Below are 17,622 nucleotides of genomic sequence, written 5' to 3'. Positions count from 1 at the left end.
CGACGCAGTTCGCCCGCGCCCGGCGGTGGCCGGGGACGACGGCTGTGACGGACGTCAAGGAAGCCGGACGCGGCGGCGGGGGTTGTCCCGGATGGTGGACCGGGCCCGGGACGAACCGTTGATCCGGGGGTGACCGGCCGGAAACACCGGATGGGCACCATCAACGTCGGGCACACTGGTCGCGGGGCCGCCGCCGACCAGTCGGATCGATTTCCGTGCGGGGAAGACCATGAGCGCTGCGAAGCCTGACTCGACCATCGACCTGACCAGCATTCCCCGGGCCGTACTCTCCGTCGCCGTCGGCATGGTGCACAGCGTGGAGCGGGCGGTGATCGGCGACGCGCGGATGCGGACCGCCCGGGGCAACGCCTGGGAGGCGATCTGCGCGGACCGGGACCGGGCGCTGCGCCGCGACGAGATCCGGGCCCTGGTGGCGGCGCTCGCCGCCGCACCACCGACCGGACCCGCGAACACCGCACGCGGCAACTCCGCACGCCCGGCCGGCGGCCGGGTCACCCGCACCGCGGCGGTACCCGGCCCGACCACCCGCCGCGGCGCCGCGCGACGCGGTGCGACGGCCGCCCGGCAGCCGGTCAGCTGACCGTCGGGTCCTCGCCCCGGTCCAGCGCGTCCCAGGCGGCCGTCGTCCGTCGGCCGTGCACCCGGCCGTCGGAGGCGAGTACCGGACTCTCCCGGCCCGCCCCGGCCGGCCGGGTCCGCTCGTAGCGGGCACCCATCACCGGCCATCCACCGCTGCGCACCGCCGTGAAGCCGCCGGCCGCGCCGGCCAGCAGGCCGCCCAGTACGCAGAGCAGTGGCCAACCGGCACTCACCTCGCCGCCGGTGCCGAACCCGGCGTAGCCGGCACCGGCCGCCACGCCGACACCGAGCAGCGCCAGCAGCCCGCCGACCAGCCGGCGCCCGATTCCCCGGGTGCCGAGCACGGCTCCGGCGGCGGCCAGCCCGACCAGGGCCAGCGCCGGCAGCCAGGGCAGCAGGTCGCCGCCGGTCCGGGTCACCCGGCCGGGCGGCAGCGGCGCCGGGCGGGCGGTCAGCTCGACGGACCAGGTCCGGGTCGCCGCGAAGACCGCCAGGCCGGCACCGAGCAGGCAGAGCAGCACGGTGTACGTCAACTCTCGCCGCCCTGCCGCCCGGGCCCGGTCGGTCTTCACCGGGCCGGCCGCAGTGTCTCGGCCGCCGCGATCGCGGCCAGTACCGCCGCCGCCTTGCTCCGGGTCTCCCGGTCCTCGGCGGCGGGGTCGGAGTCGGCGACGATCCCGGCACCGGCCTGCACGTACGCCCGACCGTGCCGGATCAGCGCGGTCCGGATCGCGATCGCCATGTCCAGGTCGCCACCGAAGCCGAAGTAGCCGACCGTGCCGCCGTACAGGCCGCGACGGGTCGGCTCCAACTCCTCGATGATCTCCATCGCCCGCACCTTGGGTGCGCCGGAGAGGGTACCGGCCGGGAAGGTGGCGGCCAGTGCGTCGAACGCGGTCTGATCCTCCCGCAGCGTCCCCACCACGGTGGAGACGATGTGCATCACGTGGCTGTACCGCTCGATGGTGGCGAACTCCGGCACCTCGACCGTGCCCGGCCGGCAGACCCGGCCGAGGTCGTTGCGGCCCAGGTCGACCAGCATCACGTGCTCGGCCCGCTCCTTCGGGTCGGCGATCAGCTCGGCGGCCAGCCGGCCGTCGTCGGCCGGGCTGCTTCCCCGGGGACGGGTGCCGGCGATCGGGTGCAACATCGCCCGGCGCTGGCCGTCGGCGCTGGTGCTGACCTTCAGGTGCGCCTCCGGGGACGACCCGACGATGTCGAAGTCGTCGAACCGGAGCAGATACATGTACGGGCTCGGGTTGGTGGTCCGCAGCACCCGGTAGACGTCCAGCGGGTCGGCCGCGGTCTCCCGCTCGAAGCGCTGGGCCAGCACGATCTGGAAGCACTCGCCGGCCCGGATCGCCTCCTTGGCCACCTCGACCGCCTTCGGGTACTCCCCCCGGGGGGTCCGGCTGAACACCTCGCCCGGGGAGGGCCGGTCGACCGTGGCGATCATCGGCGGGATCGGCCGGGACAGCGCGGTGGTCATCGCGTCCAGCCGGCCGACCGCCTGGTGGTATGCCGCCGTCACCTGGGCCGCCCGCTCCGGGTCGTCGGCGACGGCCTCCGCTCGGCCACCGTCGGCGACGGCACGGCCCGCCGAACCGTCGGCGGCACGGCCCGTCGAACCGTCGGCGGCACGCTTCGTCGAACCGTCGGCGGCACGGTTCGCCGAACCGTCGGCGGTGCCGTTCGGCGGTGCGGGCAGCAGAGCGTTCGCCACCAGGATCGCGGAGCCGTCGAAGTGGTCCAGCACGACCAGGTCGGTGGCGAGCATCATGCCCAGTTCGGGCAGGCGCAGGTCGTCCTCGGTCAGCGACGGCAGCCGCTCGAACCGGCGTACGACGTCGTAGCCGAGGTAGCCGACCATGCCGCCGAGCAGCGGTGGCCGGGAGTCCCGCTCGGATCCGACCGGACCGAGGACGGCCGGGCCGGTCAGCGCCGCCACGGTGGCCCGCAGCGCCGCCATCGGGTCGCCGCCGGTCGGCAGGCCGGCAGGGGGCGTACCTAGCCAGTGCGCCCGGCCGTCCCGCTCGACCAGGGTGGCGGCGCTGCGTACCCCGACGAAGGAGTAGCGCGACCAGGCGATCCCGGCCGCGCCGGCCCCCTGCTCCGCCGACTCCAGCAGGAACGTCCCCGGCCCGCCGGCCAGCTTGCGGTAGACCCCCACCGGAGTCTCCCCGTCGGCGAGCAGCCGCCGGACCACCGGCACCACCCGCCGGGTCCGGGCCAGCTCCCGGAAGGTCGCCTCGTCCGGGCTCACCGCTCCGGTGGTCATCGGGTCACCGCCCCAGCGTCGGTCATGTCGTCGGCCCGGCGGAGGTCGCGCCGCTGACCGGCAGTTCGTCGGAGAAGCAGGTCCAGTCTCCGGTGTGGCAGGCCGCGCCGATCTGGTCGACGCTGACCAGCAGGGCGTCGCCGTCGCAGTCCAGCGCGACCGAGCGGACGTACTGGTGGTGGCCGGAGGTCTCGCCCTTGACCCAGTATTCCCGCCGGCTGCGCGACCAGTAGGTGGCCCGGCCGGTGGTGAGGGTGCGGTGCAGCGCCTCGTCGTCCATCCAGGCGACCATCAGCACGTCGCCGGTGTCGTGCGCCCGGACCACGGCGGTGACGAGTCCGTCGGGGGTGCGGCGCAGGCGCGCGGCGATCGCCGGATCGAGGGCGGAGGGCCGCGCGGGGCCGCTCGGCGCCGGCCCGGGCGCGGTCACCGGGGAGAGATCGGGTACGGGCATAGTTCCCGATTGTTTCGCACGCGGCACCGGAGCCGTCCACCCGTCCCCGCTCCCGCCCCCCGAAGTGGCCCGCGCCACGCCCCCCGGCGGGCTGCCCGCCCCGGTCGGGTCCGGGCCGGCGAGTTGGGCGACGTAGCGGTCGAGCCGGCCGTCGCGCAGGGCGGCGGCGAGATCCGCGCCGACCACCTCGACCAACTGCTCGGCGTACGGGCGGGCCAGCGCCACCGTGCCGGCGACCAGGCGGTACGCGGCGGCGTGCAGCCGGGGCAGGGTGTCGGGGCGCAGCCCGAGGCAGCTGAGCATGTCGTCGCGGTAGCCGTCCGGCGCGACCGGCAGGTTCAGCGCGGCGGTCAGCGCGTCCCGTCGGCTGGCCACCGTGACCGCCGGGTTGGCGAGCCGGAGCACCGACGGGCAGCGCCGGGCCAGTTCGGCGGCGGCGAGCCGGGCGTCGTACTCGGCACCGCTTGCGCGGGCCCCGCCGACCTTGCCCAGCGCGGCGACCAGTTCCTCCAGATCGGGGTCGGCGGGACGCTGGCGGATCTCGGTCACGTCGACGGACGAGCGCCAGTCGCCGTGTGCCCAGAGTAACCGTACGGGCGCGACGACCGGCAGTCCGAAGGACCATTCGGCGGGCCGGTCGAGCCGTTCGAGCCAGGATTCGACGTCCCGGACGGCGACCGAGAGGTGGGTCAACCGGTCACCCGCCTCCACCAGAAAGGCCGGGTACGCGGCGTACGGTCCCCCGCTGACCAGGACATCGATGTCCACATCGCTGTACGGGGTGGCGGCACCCCGGGCATAGCTGCCGCGCAGCAGCACCCCGACGACGGGCGGGCCGGGCATCCGGCGCAACCGGTCCGTCCAGTCGTCGAGGAACCCGAGTTGCCGTAACGGACCGTGATCCACGGCGCCATCGTGCCGCAGGTCCGATCATGACGCAACGCCCGATCACGCGTCGCCTGGGCGTTTCGTCCGTTACATACCGATAAATCGCATTGACTGTTCCGGGTAGCGCTCGCCGGCCGGCGCGCCGACCGGTACCGCGGCGGAGAGCCGAGCCACCTGGTCGCCGGTGAGCCGCAGGCCCACGGCGGCGGCGTTCTCCTCCAGGTAACGCACCCGCTTGGTGCCCGGGATCGGCAGGATGTCGTCGCCCTGGGCGAGCAACCAGGCCAGCGCCGCCTGGGCCGGGGTGGCGTCGATCTCGGCGGCCACCGCCCGGACCCGGTCGACCAACTCCAGGTTGGCACCGAGGTTCTCCTCGGCGAACCGGGGCACCCGGTTGCGGAAGTCCTCGGCGTCGAGCTGTTCCCGACTGCTGATCGTCCCGGCGAGCAGTCCCCGACCCATCGGCGAGTACGCCACCAGCGCCACGCCCAGGTCCCGGCAGGTCGCCAGCATCTCCCGCTCGACGTCCCGGCTGAACAGCGAGTACTCCATCTGCACCGCCGCGACCGGATGCACGGCGTGCGCGGCCCGCAGCGTCGCCGGGCTCACCTCGGAGAGCCCGATGAACCGGACCTTCCCGTCCACCACCAGGTCCGCCATCGCCCCGACGGTCTCCTCGATCGGCGTGGCCGGATTGCGCCGGTGCAGGTAGTAGAGGTCGATGGTCTCGACCCCGAGCCGGGTCAGTGAGGCGTCGCACGCCTCGCGGGCCCACTCTCCGGAGCTGTCGACGTACGCCCCCGGCGCAGCGGTGGTGGTGGCCTCCCCGGTGAGCCGGTTGCCGAACTTGGTGGCCAGGAACACCTCGTCGCGGCGCTTGCGCACCACCGGCCCGAGCAGTTCCTCGTTGTGCCCCCGCCCGTACATGTCGGCGGTGTCCAGGTGGTTGACGCCCAGGTCGAGGGCTCGGTGCAGGGTCCGGGTCGACTCCTCGTCGTCCGCGGCCCCGTACGCCATGCTCATCCCCATACAGCCGAGCCCCATCGCCGAGACCTCCGGCCCGATGGCACCGATCCTGCGCTTCCGCATCGTTTCCGCTCCATCCGCCGTACGTTCCGTCCGCCCGGTCCAGGCTTCCAGCTCAGCACCGACCTGGCCATCCGGGACCGATACCCGGCCGCCGGCCGCCGGCCGCCGGGAAACCGGCTGACTCCGGGCACCCGGTCGCGGCGGGCCGGTCGTCCGGCGTGGCCGATGCGGCAGGACCGGTCAGGACGGACGGAGCGATCAGGACGGACAGACCGATCAGGACGGACGGAGCGATCCTGCCACCGACCGGCGATTGTCCACGACCAAGATTTCAACTAGCGTTGATTTCAACACTTGATGAGTTTCTGAGGGAGGCTCCATGGAGACCGCGATCGAGGTCCGCGACCTCGTCGTGACCCGCGGGAAGCGGCAGGTCCTGCACGGGATCAACTGCACCGTCCCGCGCGGCAGCGTCACCGGCCTGCTCGGCCCGAGCGGCAGCGGCAAGACCACGCTGCTGCGGGCCATCGTCGGCGTCCAGATCGTGTCCGGCGGCACCGTCACCGTGCTCGGCGAGCCGGCCGGCACCCGCGGCCTGCGGCGGCGCCTCGGCTACCTGACCCAGGCGCCGAGCGTCTATCCGGACCTGACCGTCCGGGAGAACACCCGCTACTTCGGCCGGCTCTACGGCCTCGGCCGGGCCGACTCCGACCGGGCGATCTCCGACGTCGGCCTGGCCGACGCAGCCGACCAGCTCGTCGGGACCCTCTCCGGCGGTCAGCGCAGCCGGGCCTCGCTGGCCTGCGCCCTGGTCGGCCGCCCGGAGGTGGTGATCCTGGACGAGCCGACGGTCGGCCAGGACCCGGTGCTCCGGGCCGAACTGTGGCAGAGGTTCCACGCGATGGCCGCCGAGGGCACCACGCTGCTGGTCTCCAGCCACGTGATGGACGAGGCGGCCCGGTGCGACCGGCTGATGCTGATCCGGGAGGGCCGGCTGATCGCCGACGACACCGTGCCGGCGGTACGCACGGCGGCCGGCACCGACGACCTGGAGGAGGCGTTCCTGCGGCTGATCCGGGCGAACGAGCTGGCCGGCCAGGACCGGTTGGCCCGCACCGGCGACGGGAGGTCGACCCGATGAACCCGCGGATCCTCGCCGCCACCACCGGCCGCATCCTGCGCCAACTGCGGCACGACCGGCGTACGGTGGCGATGCTGCTGGTGGTGCCGGTGGTGCTGCTCACGCTCCTCTACCACATGTTCGGCGACCAGCCCGCGCCACCGGGACAGCCGGCCGTCTTCGACCGGATCGCCCTGGTCATGCTCGGCGTCTTCCCGTTCGTGATCATGTTCTTGGTGACCAGCATCGCGATGCTCCGCGAGCGCACCTCCGGCACGCTGGAACGGCTGCTCACCACCCCACTGGGCAAACTGGACCTGCTCTTCGGCTACGGCCTCGCGTTCGGGCTCGCCGCCGCGGTCCAGGCCGGTGTCGCGGCCGCCGCGGCGTACTGGCTGTTCGACCTCTCCACCGCCGGCAACGCCGGGCTGGTGGTGCTGATCGCGGTGGTCAACGCCGTACTCGGGGTGGCACTGGGGCTCTTCTGCAGTGCCTTCGCCCAGACCGAGTTCCAGGCCGTACAGTTCATGCCGGTCGTGGTGATCCCGCAGATCCTGCTCTGCGGTCTGTTCGTCGCCCGCGACCAGATGGCCGGCTGGCTACAGGCGATCAGCGACGCGCTGCCCCTGTCGTACGCCGTCCGGGCACTGCAGGAGGTCGGCGCGCACGCCGAGCCGACCGGCACCATGTGGCGCGACGTGGCGGTGGTGGCCGCGGCGGTGGTCGTCGCGCTGGTACTCGCCGCGGGCACGCTGCGGCGGCGCACCGGCTGACGGTCCGGCTCGCCGGGCGGCGCCGACCGGCACCGGAGGAATCGAGTACGAGGACGGCGATGGCACGACGGAGCGGACGGCGACCGGGCAACCCCGACACCCGGGAGGGGATCCTGAGAGCCGCCCGGGAAGCGTTCGCCGAACGCGGCTTCGACCACACCTCGATCCGGGCCATCGCGACCGCCGCCGGGGTCGACCCGGCGCTGGTGCACCACTACTTCGGCACCAAGGACCAGCTCTTTCTGGCCACCATCGACATCCCGTTCGACCCGCAGGAGCTGCTGCCGCAGATCGCCGCCGGTGGGCTCGACGGGATCGGCGAGCGGCTGGTCCGGACGTTCCTGCGGGTCTGGGACTCCCCCGCCGGTACGGCCGGGGTGGCGCTGTTCCGGTCGGCGGTGAACAACGAGTGGACCGCCCGGCTGCTCCGGGAGTTCCTGGAGACCCAGGTGCTCCGCCGGGCGACCGGGCTGCTCGAGATCGACCCGGCCGAGGCGCCGCTGCGCTCGTCGCTGGTCGCCACCCAGATGGCCGGCATGGTCATCGTGCGCTACATCCTGCGGCTGGAGCCGCTCGCCTCGGCACCGCCGGACGTCGTGGTCGCGGCGGTCGGACCGACGGTGCAGCGCTACCTGACCGGGGACCTCGCCCGGCTCACCGGCCGGCCGGCCGGTCCCGGCACACCGGGCGGCCCGTAGCGGCGCGGCCGGCTCCCGGAGCTCAGCGGTCGGACCACGCCTGGTCGGCGGAGCCGGTTACCGCGCACTCCTGGTCCGGGCGCTGCGACTGGTGCCGCCGCCGGCAGAGCACCGGATGCAGCAGCTCGACCAGCTCCGCCTGGCCGGCGAGCGGGCGGGGGAAGGCGAGCCGGGCCCGGCAGCGGGTACCGCGTCCGCCGAGGGCCACGACCATGCCGTACCGGTCCAGCCGGACCACCCGGGGCGGTGCCTCGTCCGCACCGCCCGGCGGTACGAGGTCGCCGAGCTGGCGCCGGAGGAAGGCCGCGATCTCCGGCCCGTGGTGGTCCGCGAGGTCGGCCAGCAGGTCCCGTTCCATCGCGTGCAGCGGATCCGGTTCGGCGGCGGCGTACTCGGCCGGTTCGACGTGCCGCACCGTGCCGGCACGTTCCAGCCGGATCTCCGCCGGCTCGAACCGGTACAGCGTGAACCCCCGGCCGACGTCCAGCAGGTCTCCGGTCGGGATCACCTCGGCGAAGTCGACGGCCGCCTGCCGCGCCTCGACACCGGCGAGCGGCTCCGGCCAGCCGGAGATCCAGACCCGGCCGAGCGGCGGCGCTCCGGCGGCCGGTGGCAGGTCGCGGACGTCGAGCACCAGCGCGGTGCCCCGGCTGCCCCTGGTCGGCCGGAGTGCCGCGGCCAGGTCACTGACGATCGAGACGAGCAGCAGTACCCGGCCGGACGAATCGGTGGCGTGCCGGACCTGGTGCGGCCCGGGCCGGTACGCGGCCTGGGCGGTGCCGGGGAGCCGACCGGCGGCCAGGGTACGGGCCACCTCCGCGGAGCTGGGCTGCATGACGTCGACCTCCGACGAGTTAGCCTGACCTTAGTAAGGGGAGGCTAACCTATCGCACAGTCGGCGTCCATCTCGTCGCCGGCGCTCCTCGCCGCTCCTCACCGGGTCTGCTCCAACCAGGACGCGTAGAGCAGGCCGTAGACCGAGCCCGGGTCGCTGACCAGTTCCTCGTGCGGCCCCCGCTGCACGATCCGGCCCCGGTCCACCACGATCACCTCGTCGGCGGCCTGTGCGGTGGAGAGCCGGTGCGCGATCGCCACCGTGGTCCGGCCCCGGGTCACCGCGTCCAGAGTGCGTTGCAGGCGTACCTCGGTGGCCGGGTCGACCGCACTGGTCGCCTCGTCCAGCACCAGCAGGTCCGGGTCGGCCACGTACGCCCGGGCCAGCGCGACCAACTGCCGCTCGCCCACGCTGAGCGCCTCGCCGCGCTCCCCCACCGGCGTCGCCAGCCCGAGCGGCAGCCCCTCCACCCAGTCGCCGAGGCCCAGCTCGGTGAAGGCCAGCGCCAGTTCGTCGTCGGTCAGCTCCGGCCGGCCGAACCGGACGTTCTCCGCCACCGTGGAGTCGAAGAGGAAGCCGTCCTGCGGCACCATCACCACCCTGGAGCGCAGCGAACCGAACCGCACCCGGTCCAGCCGCACCCCGGAGAGCAGCACCGCCCCGCCGGACGGGTCCATCAGCCGGGTCAGCAGCTTCGCGAAGGTGGTCTTGCCGCTGCCGGTCTCGCCCACCACCGCGACCCGGGTCTTGGCCGGGATGTCCACGGTGACGTCGACCAGCACGGGCGGGCCGCCCGGATAGCGGTAGTCGACGCCGGCGAAGCGGATGTCGATCGGCCCGGCCGGCAGGTCGACGCCCTGCTCGCCCGGGTCCGCCACGTCCGGCGCCACGTCGAGTACGTCCAGCACCCGCCGCCAGCCCGCCACCGCATTCTGCGCCTCGTTGAGTACCTCGGTGGCGATCTGCACCGGCTGGATGAAGAGAGTGACCAGGAAGAGGAAGGCGGTGAGTTCGCCGATCCCCAGCGAGCCGTCGACACCCAGCTTGACGCCGAGCACCACCACCCCGGCCAGGGCCAGCCCGGCGGCGATCTCGCCGGTCGAGAAACTGACCACGCTGGTCCGGATGGCCCGCTGCTGGGCCCGGCGCTGCGCGTCGATGGTCCGGTCCAGCCGCTCGGCGGTCCGGCCGGAGACCCCGTACGCCCGGATCACCGGCGCGCCCACCACGCTCTCCGAGACCGCGGCCAGCATCGCGCCGAGCCGCTGCCGGACCACCCCGTACGCGGCGGCGAGCCGCTTCTGGAACACCCGGATCACCACCAGGGCCGGGATGAACGCGCCGAACACCACCAGGGTCAACTGCCAGGAGTAGACCGCCATCACCACGGTGGTCACCATCACCTGACCGAGGTTGACCAAGAGGATCACCCCGCCCCACTGGAGGAACTGGGTGATCTGGTCCACGTCGCTGGTGACCCGGGAGACCAGCGAGCCGCGCCGCTCCGCCTGCTGGTGCAGGGTCGACAGGTCGTGCACGTGCCGGAAGGCCCGCACCCGTACCCCGGCCAGCGCCGTCTCGCTGACCGTGAAGAGCCGGCGCATCATCAGGTAACCGCAGATCGTGGTCACCACCAGCACCGCCGCAGTGGCCGCGACCACGATGCCGACCACCCCGATGTCCGGCCCGCCGGGAGCACGCAGCCCACGGTCGATGCCCTGCTGGATCGCCACCGGTACGGCGGCCCGGCCGACCATCGAGACCAGGGCCAGCCCGAGGGTGCCGGCCAGGCCGGTACGCAGCTCCGGGGAGAGCGCCACCCCTCGCCGGAACGTCCCCCAGGCGCTCTCCGCCCGCTCCGGCACCGCCCCGGCCGTGGTCGTACTCACGCGTCCACCTCTTCGCCTCGCGGGGTCGCCGGATCCTCGTACGACCGCTCCCGTTCCCGCTCCGCCTCGGCCCGCTCGTACGCGGTGACCAGCGCCGCGTACCCGGGTGTGGTACGCAGCAGCGTGGCGTGGGTGCCCCGACCCACCACCCGGCCGTGCTCGACGTAGACCACCTCGTCGGCCAGCGCGATCGTCGCCCGCCGGTACGCCACCACCAGGATCGAGGCCCCCGGTCCCGGCGCGCCGTCGGAGTCGGTCGGCTCCGACCGCCCGCCCCGCAGCGAGGCCAGGATCGCCGCCTCCACCCTCGGGTCGACCGCGCTGGTGGCGTCGTCCAACACCAGCAGCCGGGGCCGGCCGGCCAGCGCCCGGGCCAGGGTGAGCCGCTGCCGCTGGCCGCCGGAGAGCGCCGCTCCGCGCTCCCCGACCAGGGTGTCCAGCGCCTCCGGCAGGGCCGCCACGAAGCCGTCCGCCTCGGCCAGCCGCAGCGCCGCCCAGACGTCGTCGTCGGTGATGCCGTCCCGGCCGAGGGTGATGTTCTCCCGGATGGTGTCGTCGAAGACGAACGGCACCTGGGCGACCAGCGCGGTGTTGCCGGCGAGCGAGGCGGCGGTGAGGGAGCGCACGTCGACCCCGTCCAGGGTCACCGTGCCGGCGTCCGGGTCGACCAGCCGTACCGCGAGGGAGACGATCGTCGACTTGCCGGAGCCGGTCGGCCCGACCAGCGCCACCGTGCGGCCGGCCGGCACGGTGAACGAGACGTCGTGCAACACCGGCACCGGCCCGGGTGCCGGCGGCTCGGCCGGAGCCGGTTCGACGGGAACCGGATCAGCGGAGGCCGGATCGGTCGGCGGTGCCACCCCGGTCGGCCGCGCCGCCGCCTCCGGCTGCTCGGTGGCCAGGCCCGGCTCGGCGGGGGCGGCCGCCGACGGCGGTTCGGCCGGGGCGTACCCGAAGGTGACCCGGTCGAAGACGAGGGTGGCCGGGCGGCCGTCCCGGCGGTCCAGGGTGGTGTCGCCGTACGGCATCTCACCGGTCGCGGTGAGCACGGACTGCAACCGGTCCCAGCCGGCGACGCTGCGCGGCAGTTCGGCGAGGACCCAGCCGATCGCCCGGACCGGAAACGCCAGCACGGTGAAGAGGAACGCCACGCTGATCAGTTCGGTGATGGTGACCGCGCCCTGCTGCAACCGGACCGCGCCGACCAGCAATACGGCCAGGGTGCCGAGGCTGGGCAGGGTCTCCAGCATCGGGTCGAAGACGCCCCGCAGCCGGCCGACCGAGATCAGCGCGTCCCGCAACTCGCCGGCCTGGGCCGCGAACCGGGCCGTCTCCCGGGCCTCCTGGCCCATGGTCTTGACCACCAGCGCCCCGTCGAAGCTCTCGTGCGCGATCGCGCTGACCTGGGCGCGCATCTGCTGAGCCCGGGCCTGCCGGGGTGCCATCCGTCGGGAGTAGACGACGTTCAGGGCGAACAGCGCGGGGAAGATCGCCACGCCGACCAGCGCGAGCACCCAGTCGGTGACGAAGAGCGAACCCATCGCCGCGACCAGCATCACCAGGGTGCCGACCGCGAACGGCAGCGGCGCGATCGGGAACCAGGCCGCCTCGACGTCGGAGTTGGCGTTGGACAGCAGCGTGCCGGTGGCATGCCGGTGGTGCCAGGACAGCGGCAGTTCCAGGTAGCGGCGGGTGATCCGGCGCCGGTAGCTGGCCTGCAACCGGTACTGCATGAATCCGGCGCCGAGCCGGCGGCCGAACATGCCGAGTACCCGGCCGAGGCTGACCGCGAGCAGCGCGGCGGCGCCGAGCAGCACCGCGGCCCGGTCGGCCCGGCCGGTCTCCAGCGACGGCACCACCACGTCGCCGACGACGGCGCCGACCACGTACGCACTGGCGATGATCAACAGGCTGTAGAGGACGCTGCCGCCGACCGCGACCGCGAAGATCCTTGGCTCGTCCCGGACCGCGTAGCCGAGGACCCTGAGCCCCCGGATGAGTATGTCCCGGCTTGTCTTGCCCGCCACGCTGTCCCCCGCCGTAAGCCTCCTGCGTCCAACTCATCCTTACTGATCAGGCGCGGGGATGACGAACCGATTGGCGTGGGTGATACCGACTCGGCCCTGATTGTGTCTGCTGTCACAACCTGGTCCCCGGTGCCGGACCGTGCGCGGGGCGGAGACGGCCGGGCCATGGCGCGCCGGTCGACCGGATCAGCATTTACGATCAAGGCATGCCCCGCTACGCGGACACGGAGCGACAGTCGTTGGCCGATCTCCTCCTGGCGATCGGGCCGGACGCGCCCACGATCATCCCGGAGTGGGCCGCCCGGGACCTCGCCGCACACCTGGTGGTCCGGGAGCGCCGCCCGGACGCGGCGGCCGGCCTGCTGCTCCCGCCGTTGCGGCGGCACGGGGCACGGGTCCAGGCGGCGGTGGCCGGCAAGCCGTACCCGGACCTGGTCGAGCTGGTCCGCCATCCGCCCCGGTGGAGCCCGATGACGCTGCCGCCGGTCGACGAGCTGGCGAACCTGATCGAGTTCTTCGTGCACCACGAGGACGTCCGGCGGGCCCGGCCCGACTGGCAGCCCCGGCAGCTTCCGGCCGGGCAGCAGGCCGCGCTCTGGAAGCGCATCCCGACGATGGCCCGGATGTCGCTGCGCCGGTTTCCGGCCACGTTGCTGGTCCAGGCGCCGGAGCACGGCGAGACGACCACCGGAGCCGGCGGCGAGCAGCTCCGGATGGTCGGGGCGCCCGGCGAGTTGCTGATCTTCCTGTTCGGCCGGCAGCGCGTCGCCCGGGTGCAACTGGTCGGTCCCCCCGCGCTCACCGAGCGGTTGCGGACCGCGAAACTCGGACTCTGACCCACGAGGCGGCCGGACGTGCCGATGCGCGCCTTCGCCCTGGCGTGGCTGACCCGGCCGCCCTTCCCGGAACGGGTCAGCGCGCACGTCGGGCAGATTCGGCCGCAGTCGACCCGGTGGGCCACCGAACTCGGCCTGGTCGGCAGCTCCGCCGCGGCCCGCCGGCTGGACCGGGCGAACGCGGCCGACCTGGCCGGCCGGGCCTGCCCGGACGCCCGACCCGAGCAGCTCCGGCTGCTGGCCGACCTGTTCAGCTGGCTGTTCACCTTCGACGACCGCTGCGACGACGACGGGCTGGGCGACGACCCGGGCCGGCTCGCCCCGGTCGTCGGGCAACTGCTCGACGTACTCGACCTGCGCGGCGGGCCGGCACCGCCCGACTCGGCCACCGTCGCCGGCCCGACCGCCGCCGGCCTGCACGACCTCTGCCGACGGGTACGTGCACACGGCCCGCCCCGGCTGCTGCTCCGGTTCGCCGCCCAGATGCGGGACTACCTGCTGGCACTGCTCTGGGAGGCGGCGAACCGGGAACGGGACCGGGTGCCGGCGGTGGCCGAGTATCTCCAGATGCGCCGGCACACCGCCGGGGTACGTCCCAGCTTCACCCTCACCGACCTGGCGTACGGCGGGCTGGCCGAAGCCATCTGCCAGGCCGACCTGGACGCGTCCCAACTCGACGACCTCGCCGCCGACCTGGTCTGCTGGTGCAACGACGTCTTCTCGTACGCCAAGGAACGCCGGCAGGGCCGGGACGGGCACAACCTGATCGTCGTACTGGCCCGGGAGGCGGGGCGGGAGGAACACGCCGCACTCCTCGACGCGGCCCACCGGTTCAACGCCGGGCTGCGGGCGTACCTGAGGCTGGAGTCCGAACTGCTGGCCGGCGGAGACCCGGACACCCTACGGTTCGTCACCGCCCGCCGAGCCTGGATCCGGGGCAGCTACGACTGGTCACTCGGGGCGGGCCGCTACCGCTGAGCCGGCCCGCCGTGCGGCCGGTGTGCTCAATCGTCGTCGCCGTGCGACTTCCAGGTCGGCACCGGCCTGCCGGCCACGCACTCGACCTCGACCTCGATCCGCCCACCCGAGCCCTGGAAGGTGACCTCGGCGTCGTCGTCCGGGCCACGCTCGACCTCGCCGACCCGGTAGCCCTGGGCCGGGGTCCAGGCGGTCAGCCACACCCGCCGGCCGTCGCACTCGGCCACCACCGTACCCCCGGGGGTGGAGACCAGCCGGCGCGCGTCGTCCGCGCCGGCCGGCGAGCCCGGTGCGGCGGAGGGAGTCGGGGCCACGCTGGCGGTGCCGCCGGACGGCGTCGGACCGCCCGGCGGAACAGCGCCCGGGCCGGACGGCGGCGGGGTGGCGGCCAGTGCCCGGGCCACCTCGTCCGGGCTGCGCACCTCACCCGCCGGCCCGGTCAGCCCGGCACCGATCACCTGTACGGCCGCCAGCCCGGTGCCGGTCGCGACCAGCGCGGCGAGCAGCCAGCCGGCCACGGCGAGCAGGGTACGTCGACGCATGCTCCGATGATGCCCGGCGCCGCGTTAAGGCCGGCGCCGGCGGACCCTAAGGGACCGTTAACGGACCCGTTCCGCCGGCACCGCGCGCTGCCGCTGGGTGTCGGCGGGATGGTCGGCGACGTGGCATACGACCAGTCGGGTCCCGCCGCCACGGCACCGCCGACCGGGTGCCGGTGGGCGTTTCCGGGTTACCGTGCCGGGTGTGGCGCGCCTACTGCTGATCGAGGACGACCCGGCCATCCGCACCCCGCTGCTGCACGCGCTGCGCGACCGGGGGCACGCGGTGGCCGCCGTGCAGTCCGCGATGACCGGGCTGCAACGGGTCCTCGACGACCGGCCCGACCTCGTCGTACTCGACCTCGGGCTGCCCGACCTGGACGGGCTGGAGCTGCTCCGGATGCTCCGCGCGGTGAACAGCACCCCGGTGATCATCGCCACCGCACGGGACGAGGAGGTCGAGATCATCCGGGGGCTGGACGCCGGCGCCGACGACTACGTGGTGAAGCCGTTCACCGCCGCCCAACTCGACGCGCGGATCCGAGCGGTGCTGCGCCGCGGCGCCGGCCCGGCGAACGGCCCGGCGGTGTTGACCGTCGGGGAGCTGCGGGTCGATCCGGCGGCCCGGCAGGCGACCCTGGCCGGCGCACCGCTGGAGCTGACGCCCCGGGAGTTCGACCTGTTGCACCACCTGGCCGCTCGGGCCGGTCGGGTGGTGAGCAAGCGGGAACTGCTGACCGAGGTGTGGCAGCTCCCCTACGGCGGCGCGGACAAGACGGTGGACGTACACCTGTCGTGGCTGCGCCGCAAGCTCGGCGAGACCGCGCAACAGCCCCGATACCTGCACACCGTACGCGGGGTGGGGGTCCGGCTCGACGTACCCGGGACCCCGTCGTGAGGCGCCGGCTGACCCTGCTCGTCGCGGCCACCACCGGCCTGGTGCTGCTGGCCTTCCTGGTCCCGCTCGCGGTGCTGCTGCGCGGGGTCGCCGCCGACCGGGCGGTGGTGGCCGCCACCGCTGACGTACAGGCGCTGGTCCCGCTCGTCGGCACGGCCGGCCAGGACGGGCTGCGGCTCGCCGCCGAGCAGGTCGGAGCCGCGGCCGACCGGCCGGTCACGGTCTTCCTGCCGGACGGCGCGGTGCTCGGCGACGACGCGCCGCTGACGGACGGGGTGGAGCTGGCCGCCCGGGGCGAGAGCCTCACCGTCGCCCGGGAGGACGGCCGGGAGATCCTGGTCGCCGTGCAGGGCCGTCCGGACGGTACGGCGGTGATCCGCACCTTCGTCTCCGCCGACGAGTTGACCCACGGCGTCTACCGCTCCTGGCTGGTGCTGGCCGCGCTCGGGGTGGCGCTGCTGCTGCTCGGCCTCGCCGTCGCCGACCGGCTGGCCCGGTCGCTGACCGCCCCGATCACCGAGCTGTCGGCTGTCTCGCACCGGCTGGCCGGCGCGGAGCTGACCGCCCGGGCCACCCCGTCCGGGCCGGCGGAGCTGCGCGCGGTGGCGGGCGCGCTCAACCACCTCGCCACCCGGATCCAGGAGTTGCTGCGGGACGAACGCGAACAGCTCGCCGACCTGTCGCACCGGCTGCGTACCCCGTTGACCTCGCTGCGGCTGGAGTCCGAGTCGCTGGCCGACCCCGGGGAGGCGGCCCGGATCACCGAACGGGTCGACGCGGTGGAGCGGGCGGTGACCGGACTGATCCGGCAGGCCCGGCGACGGGGCACCGACACCGGTACCGAGCCGGTCTGCGACGCCACGGCGGTGGTCCGGGAGCGGGTCGCGTTCTGGACCGTGCTGGCCGAGGACACCGGACGGTCGCTCGGTCTCGACCTGGCCGACCACCCGCTTCCGGTACGGCTGCCCGCCGACGAGCTGGCGGCGGTGCTGGACGCGCTGCTCGGCAACGTCTTCGCGCACACCCCGGACGGGACCGGCTGCACCGTCGCGCTGGCGCCGCGCCCCGGCGGCGGTGCGCTGCTGACGGTCACCGACAGCGGCCCCGGACTGCCACCGGCCCTGGTGGGCCCCGCCTCGGCCCCGCTCGACCAAGCCGGGCTGGTACGACGTGGGGCGAGTGCCGCCGGCTCCACCGGGCTGGGCCTGGACATCGCCCGCCGGGCGGCCCGGGCCAGCGGCGGCCGGTTCGAGCTGTTTGACGTGGACGGAGGCGGCGCCCGGGTAGCGGTCGTCCTCGGCCCGCCGCTCGCTCCCCGCCGCTCGCCGTCCGGGACGGCATCGAGCTGACCTGGATGTCCTGACCGGGGACATTGGTGGAGATCTGCGCCGGCAGGCTCTCTCTCCGGCAGCTGAGAGTGTGGCCTCCACGAGGCCAAGCGGTCACGCGGCGCGAGGGCTGGAGCTCGACGGCTCGGCACCACCGTCGGGCTGGTTGATCTCAGCCCAAACCACATCGAGGGAAAGGCTGAGGACATCGGCGATCGCCGCGATGGTCGGGAAGGCAGGGGTGGCTACCCGACCAGACTCGATCTTCCGAAGGGTCTCCGGCGAGACACCCGCGTCCAGCGCGGTGTCGAGCATCGAGCGTGCTCCCCTGGCGCGACGCAGCACTGCACCGAGGCGCTGCCCGCGCTCGACCTCTGCGGGAGTGAGCGGCAACCGGACCATGGCTCCGATTCTAGTACCGGGATAGTATGGCCGGGATAGTTATTGGTTGC

15 protein-coding genes and 4 pseudogenes are annotated in these 17,622 nt (G+C 74.1%); 8 read left to right on the top strand and 11 right to left on the bottom strand.

The features are described from left to right. Positions 1-229: 229 nt before the first annotated feature. Positions 230-472: pseudogene (locus R6Y94_RS04685) on the top strand (hypothetical protein); the annotation flags it as partial. 121 nt (positions 473-593) lie between these two features. Here the strand turns inward: R6Y94_RS04685 and R6Y94_RS04680 are convergent. The 5 genes and pseudogenes from R6Y94_RS04680 to R6Y94_RS04660 all read right to left on the bottom strand — a co-directional run bounded on the left by R6Y94_RS04680 (position 594) and on the right by R6Y94_RS04660 (position 5,309). Then, positions 594-1,172: a Trp biosynthesis-associated membrane protein gene (locus R6Y94_RS04680; RefSeq protein ID WP_318394484.1), complete on the bottom strand. Its 579-nt coding sequence runs from the start codon at positions 1,170-1,172 to the stop codon at positions 594-596. Continuing rightward, positions 1,169-2,878 (bottom strand): anthranilate synthase component I, encoded by a 1,710-nt coding sequence (locus R6Y94_RS04675; RefSeq protein ID WP_318394483.1) that lies wholly within the window; start codon positions 2,876-2,878, stop codon positions 1,169-1,171. The genes R6Y94_RS04680 and R6Y94_RS04675 overlap by 4 nt, the downstream gene beginning before the upstream one ends. 22 nt (positions 2,879-2,900) lie before the next feature. Then, positions 2,901-3,332: a phosphoribosyl-AMP cyclohydrolase gene (gene hisI / locus R6Y94_RS04670; RefSeq protein WP_318394618.1), complete on the bottom strand. Its 432-nt coding sequence runs from the start codon at positions 3,330-3,332 to the stop codon at positions 2,901-2,903. Between the two features lie 219 nt (positions 3,333-3,551). After that, a pseudogene (locus R6Y94_RS04665) lies at positions 3,552-4,175 on the bottom strand (nucleotidyltransferase domain-containing protein); the annotation flags it as partial. Positions 4,176-4,307: 132 nt separating this feature from the next. Continuing rightward, positions 4,308-5,309 carry an aldo/keto reductase gene (locus tag R6Y94_RS04660; protein WP_318394482.1) on the bottom strand — a complete coding sequence of 334 codons (1,002 nt, stop codon included), beginning with the start codon at positions 5,307-5,309 and terminating at the stop codon, positions 4,308-4,310. Positions 5,310-5,628: 319 nt separating this feature from the next. Between R6Y94_RS04660 and R6Y94_RS04655 the strand changes: the two genes are divergently transcribed. From R6Y94_RS04655 to R6Y94_RS04645, 3 genes are read left to right on the top strand one after another with little or no spacing between them, the layout of a single operon-like run. After that, on the top strand, positions 5,629-6,390 hold the full coding sequence (locus tag R6Y94_RS04655; protein WP_318394481.1) for an ABC transporter ATP-binding protein: 762 nt from the start codon (positions 5,629-5,631) through the stop codon (positions 6,388-6,390). After that, a complete protein-coding gene (locus R6Y94_RS04650) occupies positions 6,387-7,142 on the top strand; it encodes an ABC transporter permease (RefSeq protein WP_318394480.1) in 756 nt (251 codons plus the stop codon). The genes R6Y94_RS04655 and R6Y94_RS04650 overlap by 4 nt, the downstream gene beginning before the upstream one ends. Before the next feature lie 59 nt (positions 7,143-7,201). Continuing rightward, positions 7,202-7,840, top strand: a complete 639-nt coding sequence (locus tag R6Y94_RS04645; protein WP_318394479.1) for a TetR family transcriptional regulator — start codon at positions 7,202-7,204, stop codon at positions 7,838-7,840. A 22-nt stretch (positions 7,841-7,862) separates the two neighbouring features. Here the strand turns inward: R6Y94_RS04645 and R6Y94_RS04640 are convergent, their stop codons facing one another. From R6Y94_RS04640 to R6Y94_RS45005, 4 genes and pseudogenes are all read right to left on the bottom strand, one after another. Beyond that, positions 7,863-8,675 (bottom strand): DUF2470 domain-containing protein, encoded by an 813-nt coding sequence (locus R6Y94_RS04640; RefSeq protein ID WP_318394478.1) that lies wholly within the window; start codon positions 8,673-8,675, stop codon positions 7,863-7,865. A 98-nt stretch (positions 8,676-8,773) separates the two neighbouring features. After that, complete coding sequence (locus R6Y94_RS04635; protein ID WP_318394477.1) at positions 8,774-10,564, bottom strand: ABC transporter ATP-binding protein; 1,791 nt, start codon at positions 10,562-10,564, stop codon at positions 8,774-8,776. Next, positions 10,561-11,373: pseudogene (locus R6Y94_RS45010) on the bottom strand (ABC transporter ATP-binding protein); the annotation flags it as partial. The pseudogene R6Y94_RS45010 and the gene R6Y94_RS04635, both read right to left, overlap by 4 nt. Positions 11,374-11,511: 138 nt before the next feature. Further along, positions 11,512-12,591: pseudogene (locus tag R6Y94_RS45005) on the bottom strand (ABC transporter transmembrane domain-containing protein); the annotation flags it as partial. Between the two features lie 206 nt (positions 12,592-12,797). Here R6Y94_RS45005 and R6Y94_RS04625 point away from each other — a divergent pair. After that, positions 12,798-13,427, top strand: a complete 630-nt coding sequence (locus R6Y94_RS04625) for a TIGR03085 family metal-binding protein (protein ID WP_318394475.1) — start codon at positions 12,798-12,800, stop codon at positions 13,425-13,427. A gap of 24 nt (positions 13,428-13,451) precedes the next feature. Further along, a complete protein-coding gene (locus tag R6Y94_RS04620; RefSeq protein WP_318394617.1) occupies positions 13,452-14,405 on the top strand; it encodes a terpene synthase family protein in 954 nt (317 codons plus the stop codon). A gap of 26 nt (positions 14,406-14,431) precedes the next feature. On the opposite strand, the gene R6Y94_RS04615 is transcribed toward R6Y94_RS04620, so the two are convergent. Beyond that, on the bottom strand, positions 14,432-14,947 hold the full coding sequence (locus R6Y94_RS04615) for a septum formation initiator (RefSeq protein ID WP_318394474.1): 516 nt from the start codon (positions 14,945-14,947) through the stop codon (positions 14,432-14,434). A 202-nt stretch (positions 14,948-15,149) separates the two neighbouring features. On the opposite strand from R6Y94_RS04615, the gene R6Y94_RS04610 reads away from it, so the two are divergent. Both R6Y94_RS04610 and R6Y94_RS04605 read left to right on the top strand, forming a co-directional pair. After that, complete coding sequence (locus tag R6Y94_RS04610) at positions 15,150-15,842, top strand: response regulator transcription factor (protein WP_318394473.1); 693 nt, start codon at positions 15,150-15,152, stop codon at positions 15,840-15,842. Beyond that, on the top strand, positions 15,839-17,191 hold the full coding sequence (locus R6Y94_RS04605) for a HAMP domain-containing sensor histidine kinase (protein WP_318394472.1): 1,353 nt from the start codon (positions 15,839-15,841) through the stop codon (positions 17,189-17,191). Before R6Y94_RS04610 ends, R6Y94_RS04605 begins: the two co-directional genes overlap by 4 nt. Before the next feature lie 93 nt (positions 17,192-17,284). On the opposite strand, the gene R6Y94_RS04600 is transcribed toward R6Y94_RS04605, so the two are convergent. Further along, on the bottom strand, positions 17,285-17,572 hold the full coding sequence (locus tag R6Y94_RS04600) for a helix-turn-helix transcriptional regulator (RefSeq protein ID WP_318394471.1): 288 nt from the start codon (positions 17,570-17,572) through the stop codon (positions 17,285-17,287). Between the last annotated feature and the right edge of the window lie 50 nt (positions 17,573-17,622).

This window comes from Plantactinospora sp. KLBMP9567, assembly GCF_033446045.1.
Taxonomy (GTDB): Bacteria; Actinomycetota; Actinomycetes; order Mycobacteriales; family Micromonosporaceae; genus Plantactinospora.
Note: the sequence above shows the minus strand (reverse complement) of the source record. Positions and strands in the feature narration are given on the sequence as shown.

Excerpts from the sequence above, each read along its gene's own strand:
- R6Y94_RS04640 (WP_318394478.1), bottom strand. The coding sequence starts at position 8,675 with ATGCAGCCCAGCTCCGCGGAGGTGGCCCGTACCCTGGCCGCCGGTCGG.
- R6Y94_RS04660 (WP_318394482.1), bottom strand. The coding sequence starts at position 5,309 with ATGCGGAAGCGCAGGATCGGTGCCATCGGGCCGGAGGTCTCGGCGATG.
- R6Y94_RS04645 (WP_318394479.1), top strand. The coding sequence starts at position 7,202 with ATGGCACGACGGAGCGGACGGCGACCGGGCAACCCCGACACCCGGGAG.
- R6Y94_RS04650 (WP_318394480.1), top strand. The coding sequence starts at position 6,387 with ATGAACCCGCGGATCCTCGCCGCCACCACCGGCCGCATCCTGCGCCAA.
- R6Y94_RS04675 (WP_318394483.1), bottom strand. The coding sequence starts at position 2,878 with ATGACCACCGGAGCGGTGAGCCCGGACGAGGCGACCTTCCGGGAGCTG.
- R6Y94_RS04655 (WP_318394481.1), top strand. The coding sequence starts at position 5,629 with ATGGAGACCGCGATCGAGGTCCGCGACCTCGTCGTGACCCGCGGGAAG.
- R6Y94_RS04620 (WP_318394617.1), top strand. The coding sequence starts at position 13,452 with ATGCGCGCCTTCGCCCTGGCGTGGCTGACCCGGCCGCCCTTCCCGGAA.
- hisI (WP_318394618.1), bottom strand. The coding sequence starts at position 3,332 with ATGCCCGTACCCGATCTCTCCCCGGTGACCGCGCCCGGGCCGGCGCCG.
- R6Y94_RS04600 (WP_318394471.1), bottom strand. The coding sequence starts at position 17,572 with ATGGTCCGGTTGCCGCTCACTCCCGCAGAGGTCGAGCGCGGGCAGCGC.
- R6Y94_RS04615 (WP_318394474.1), bottom strand. The coding sequence starts at position 14,947 with ATGCGTCGACGTACCCTGCTCGCCGTGGCCGGCTGGCTGCTCGCCGCG.
- R6Y94_RS04625 (WP_318394475.1), top strand. The coding sequence starts at position 12,798 with ATGCCCCGCTACGCGGACACGGAGCGACAGTCGTTGGCCGATCTCCTC.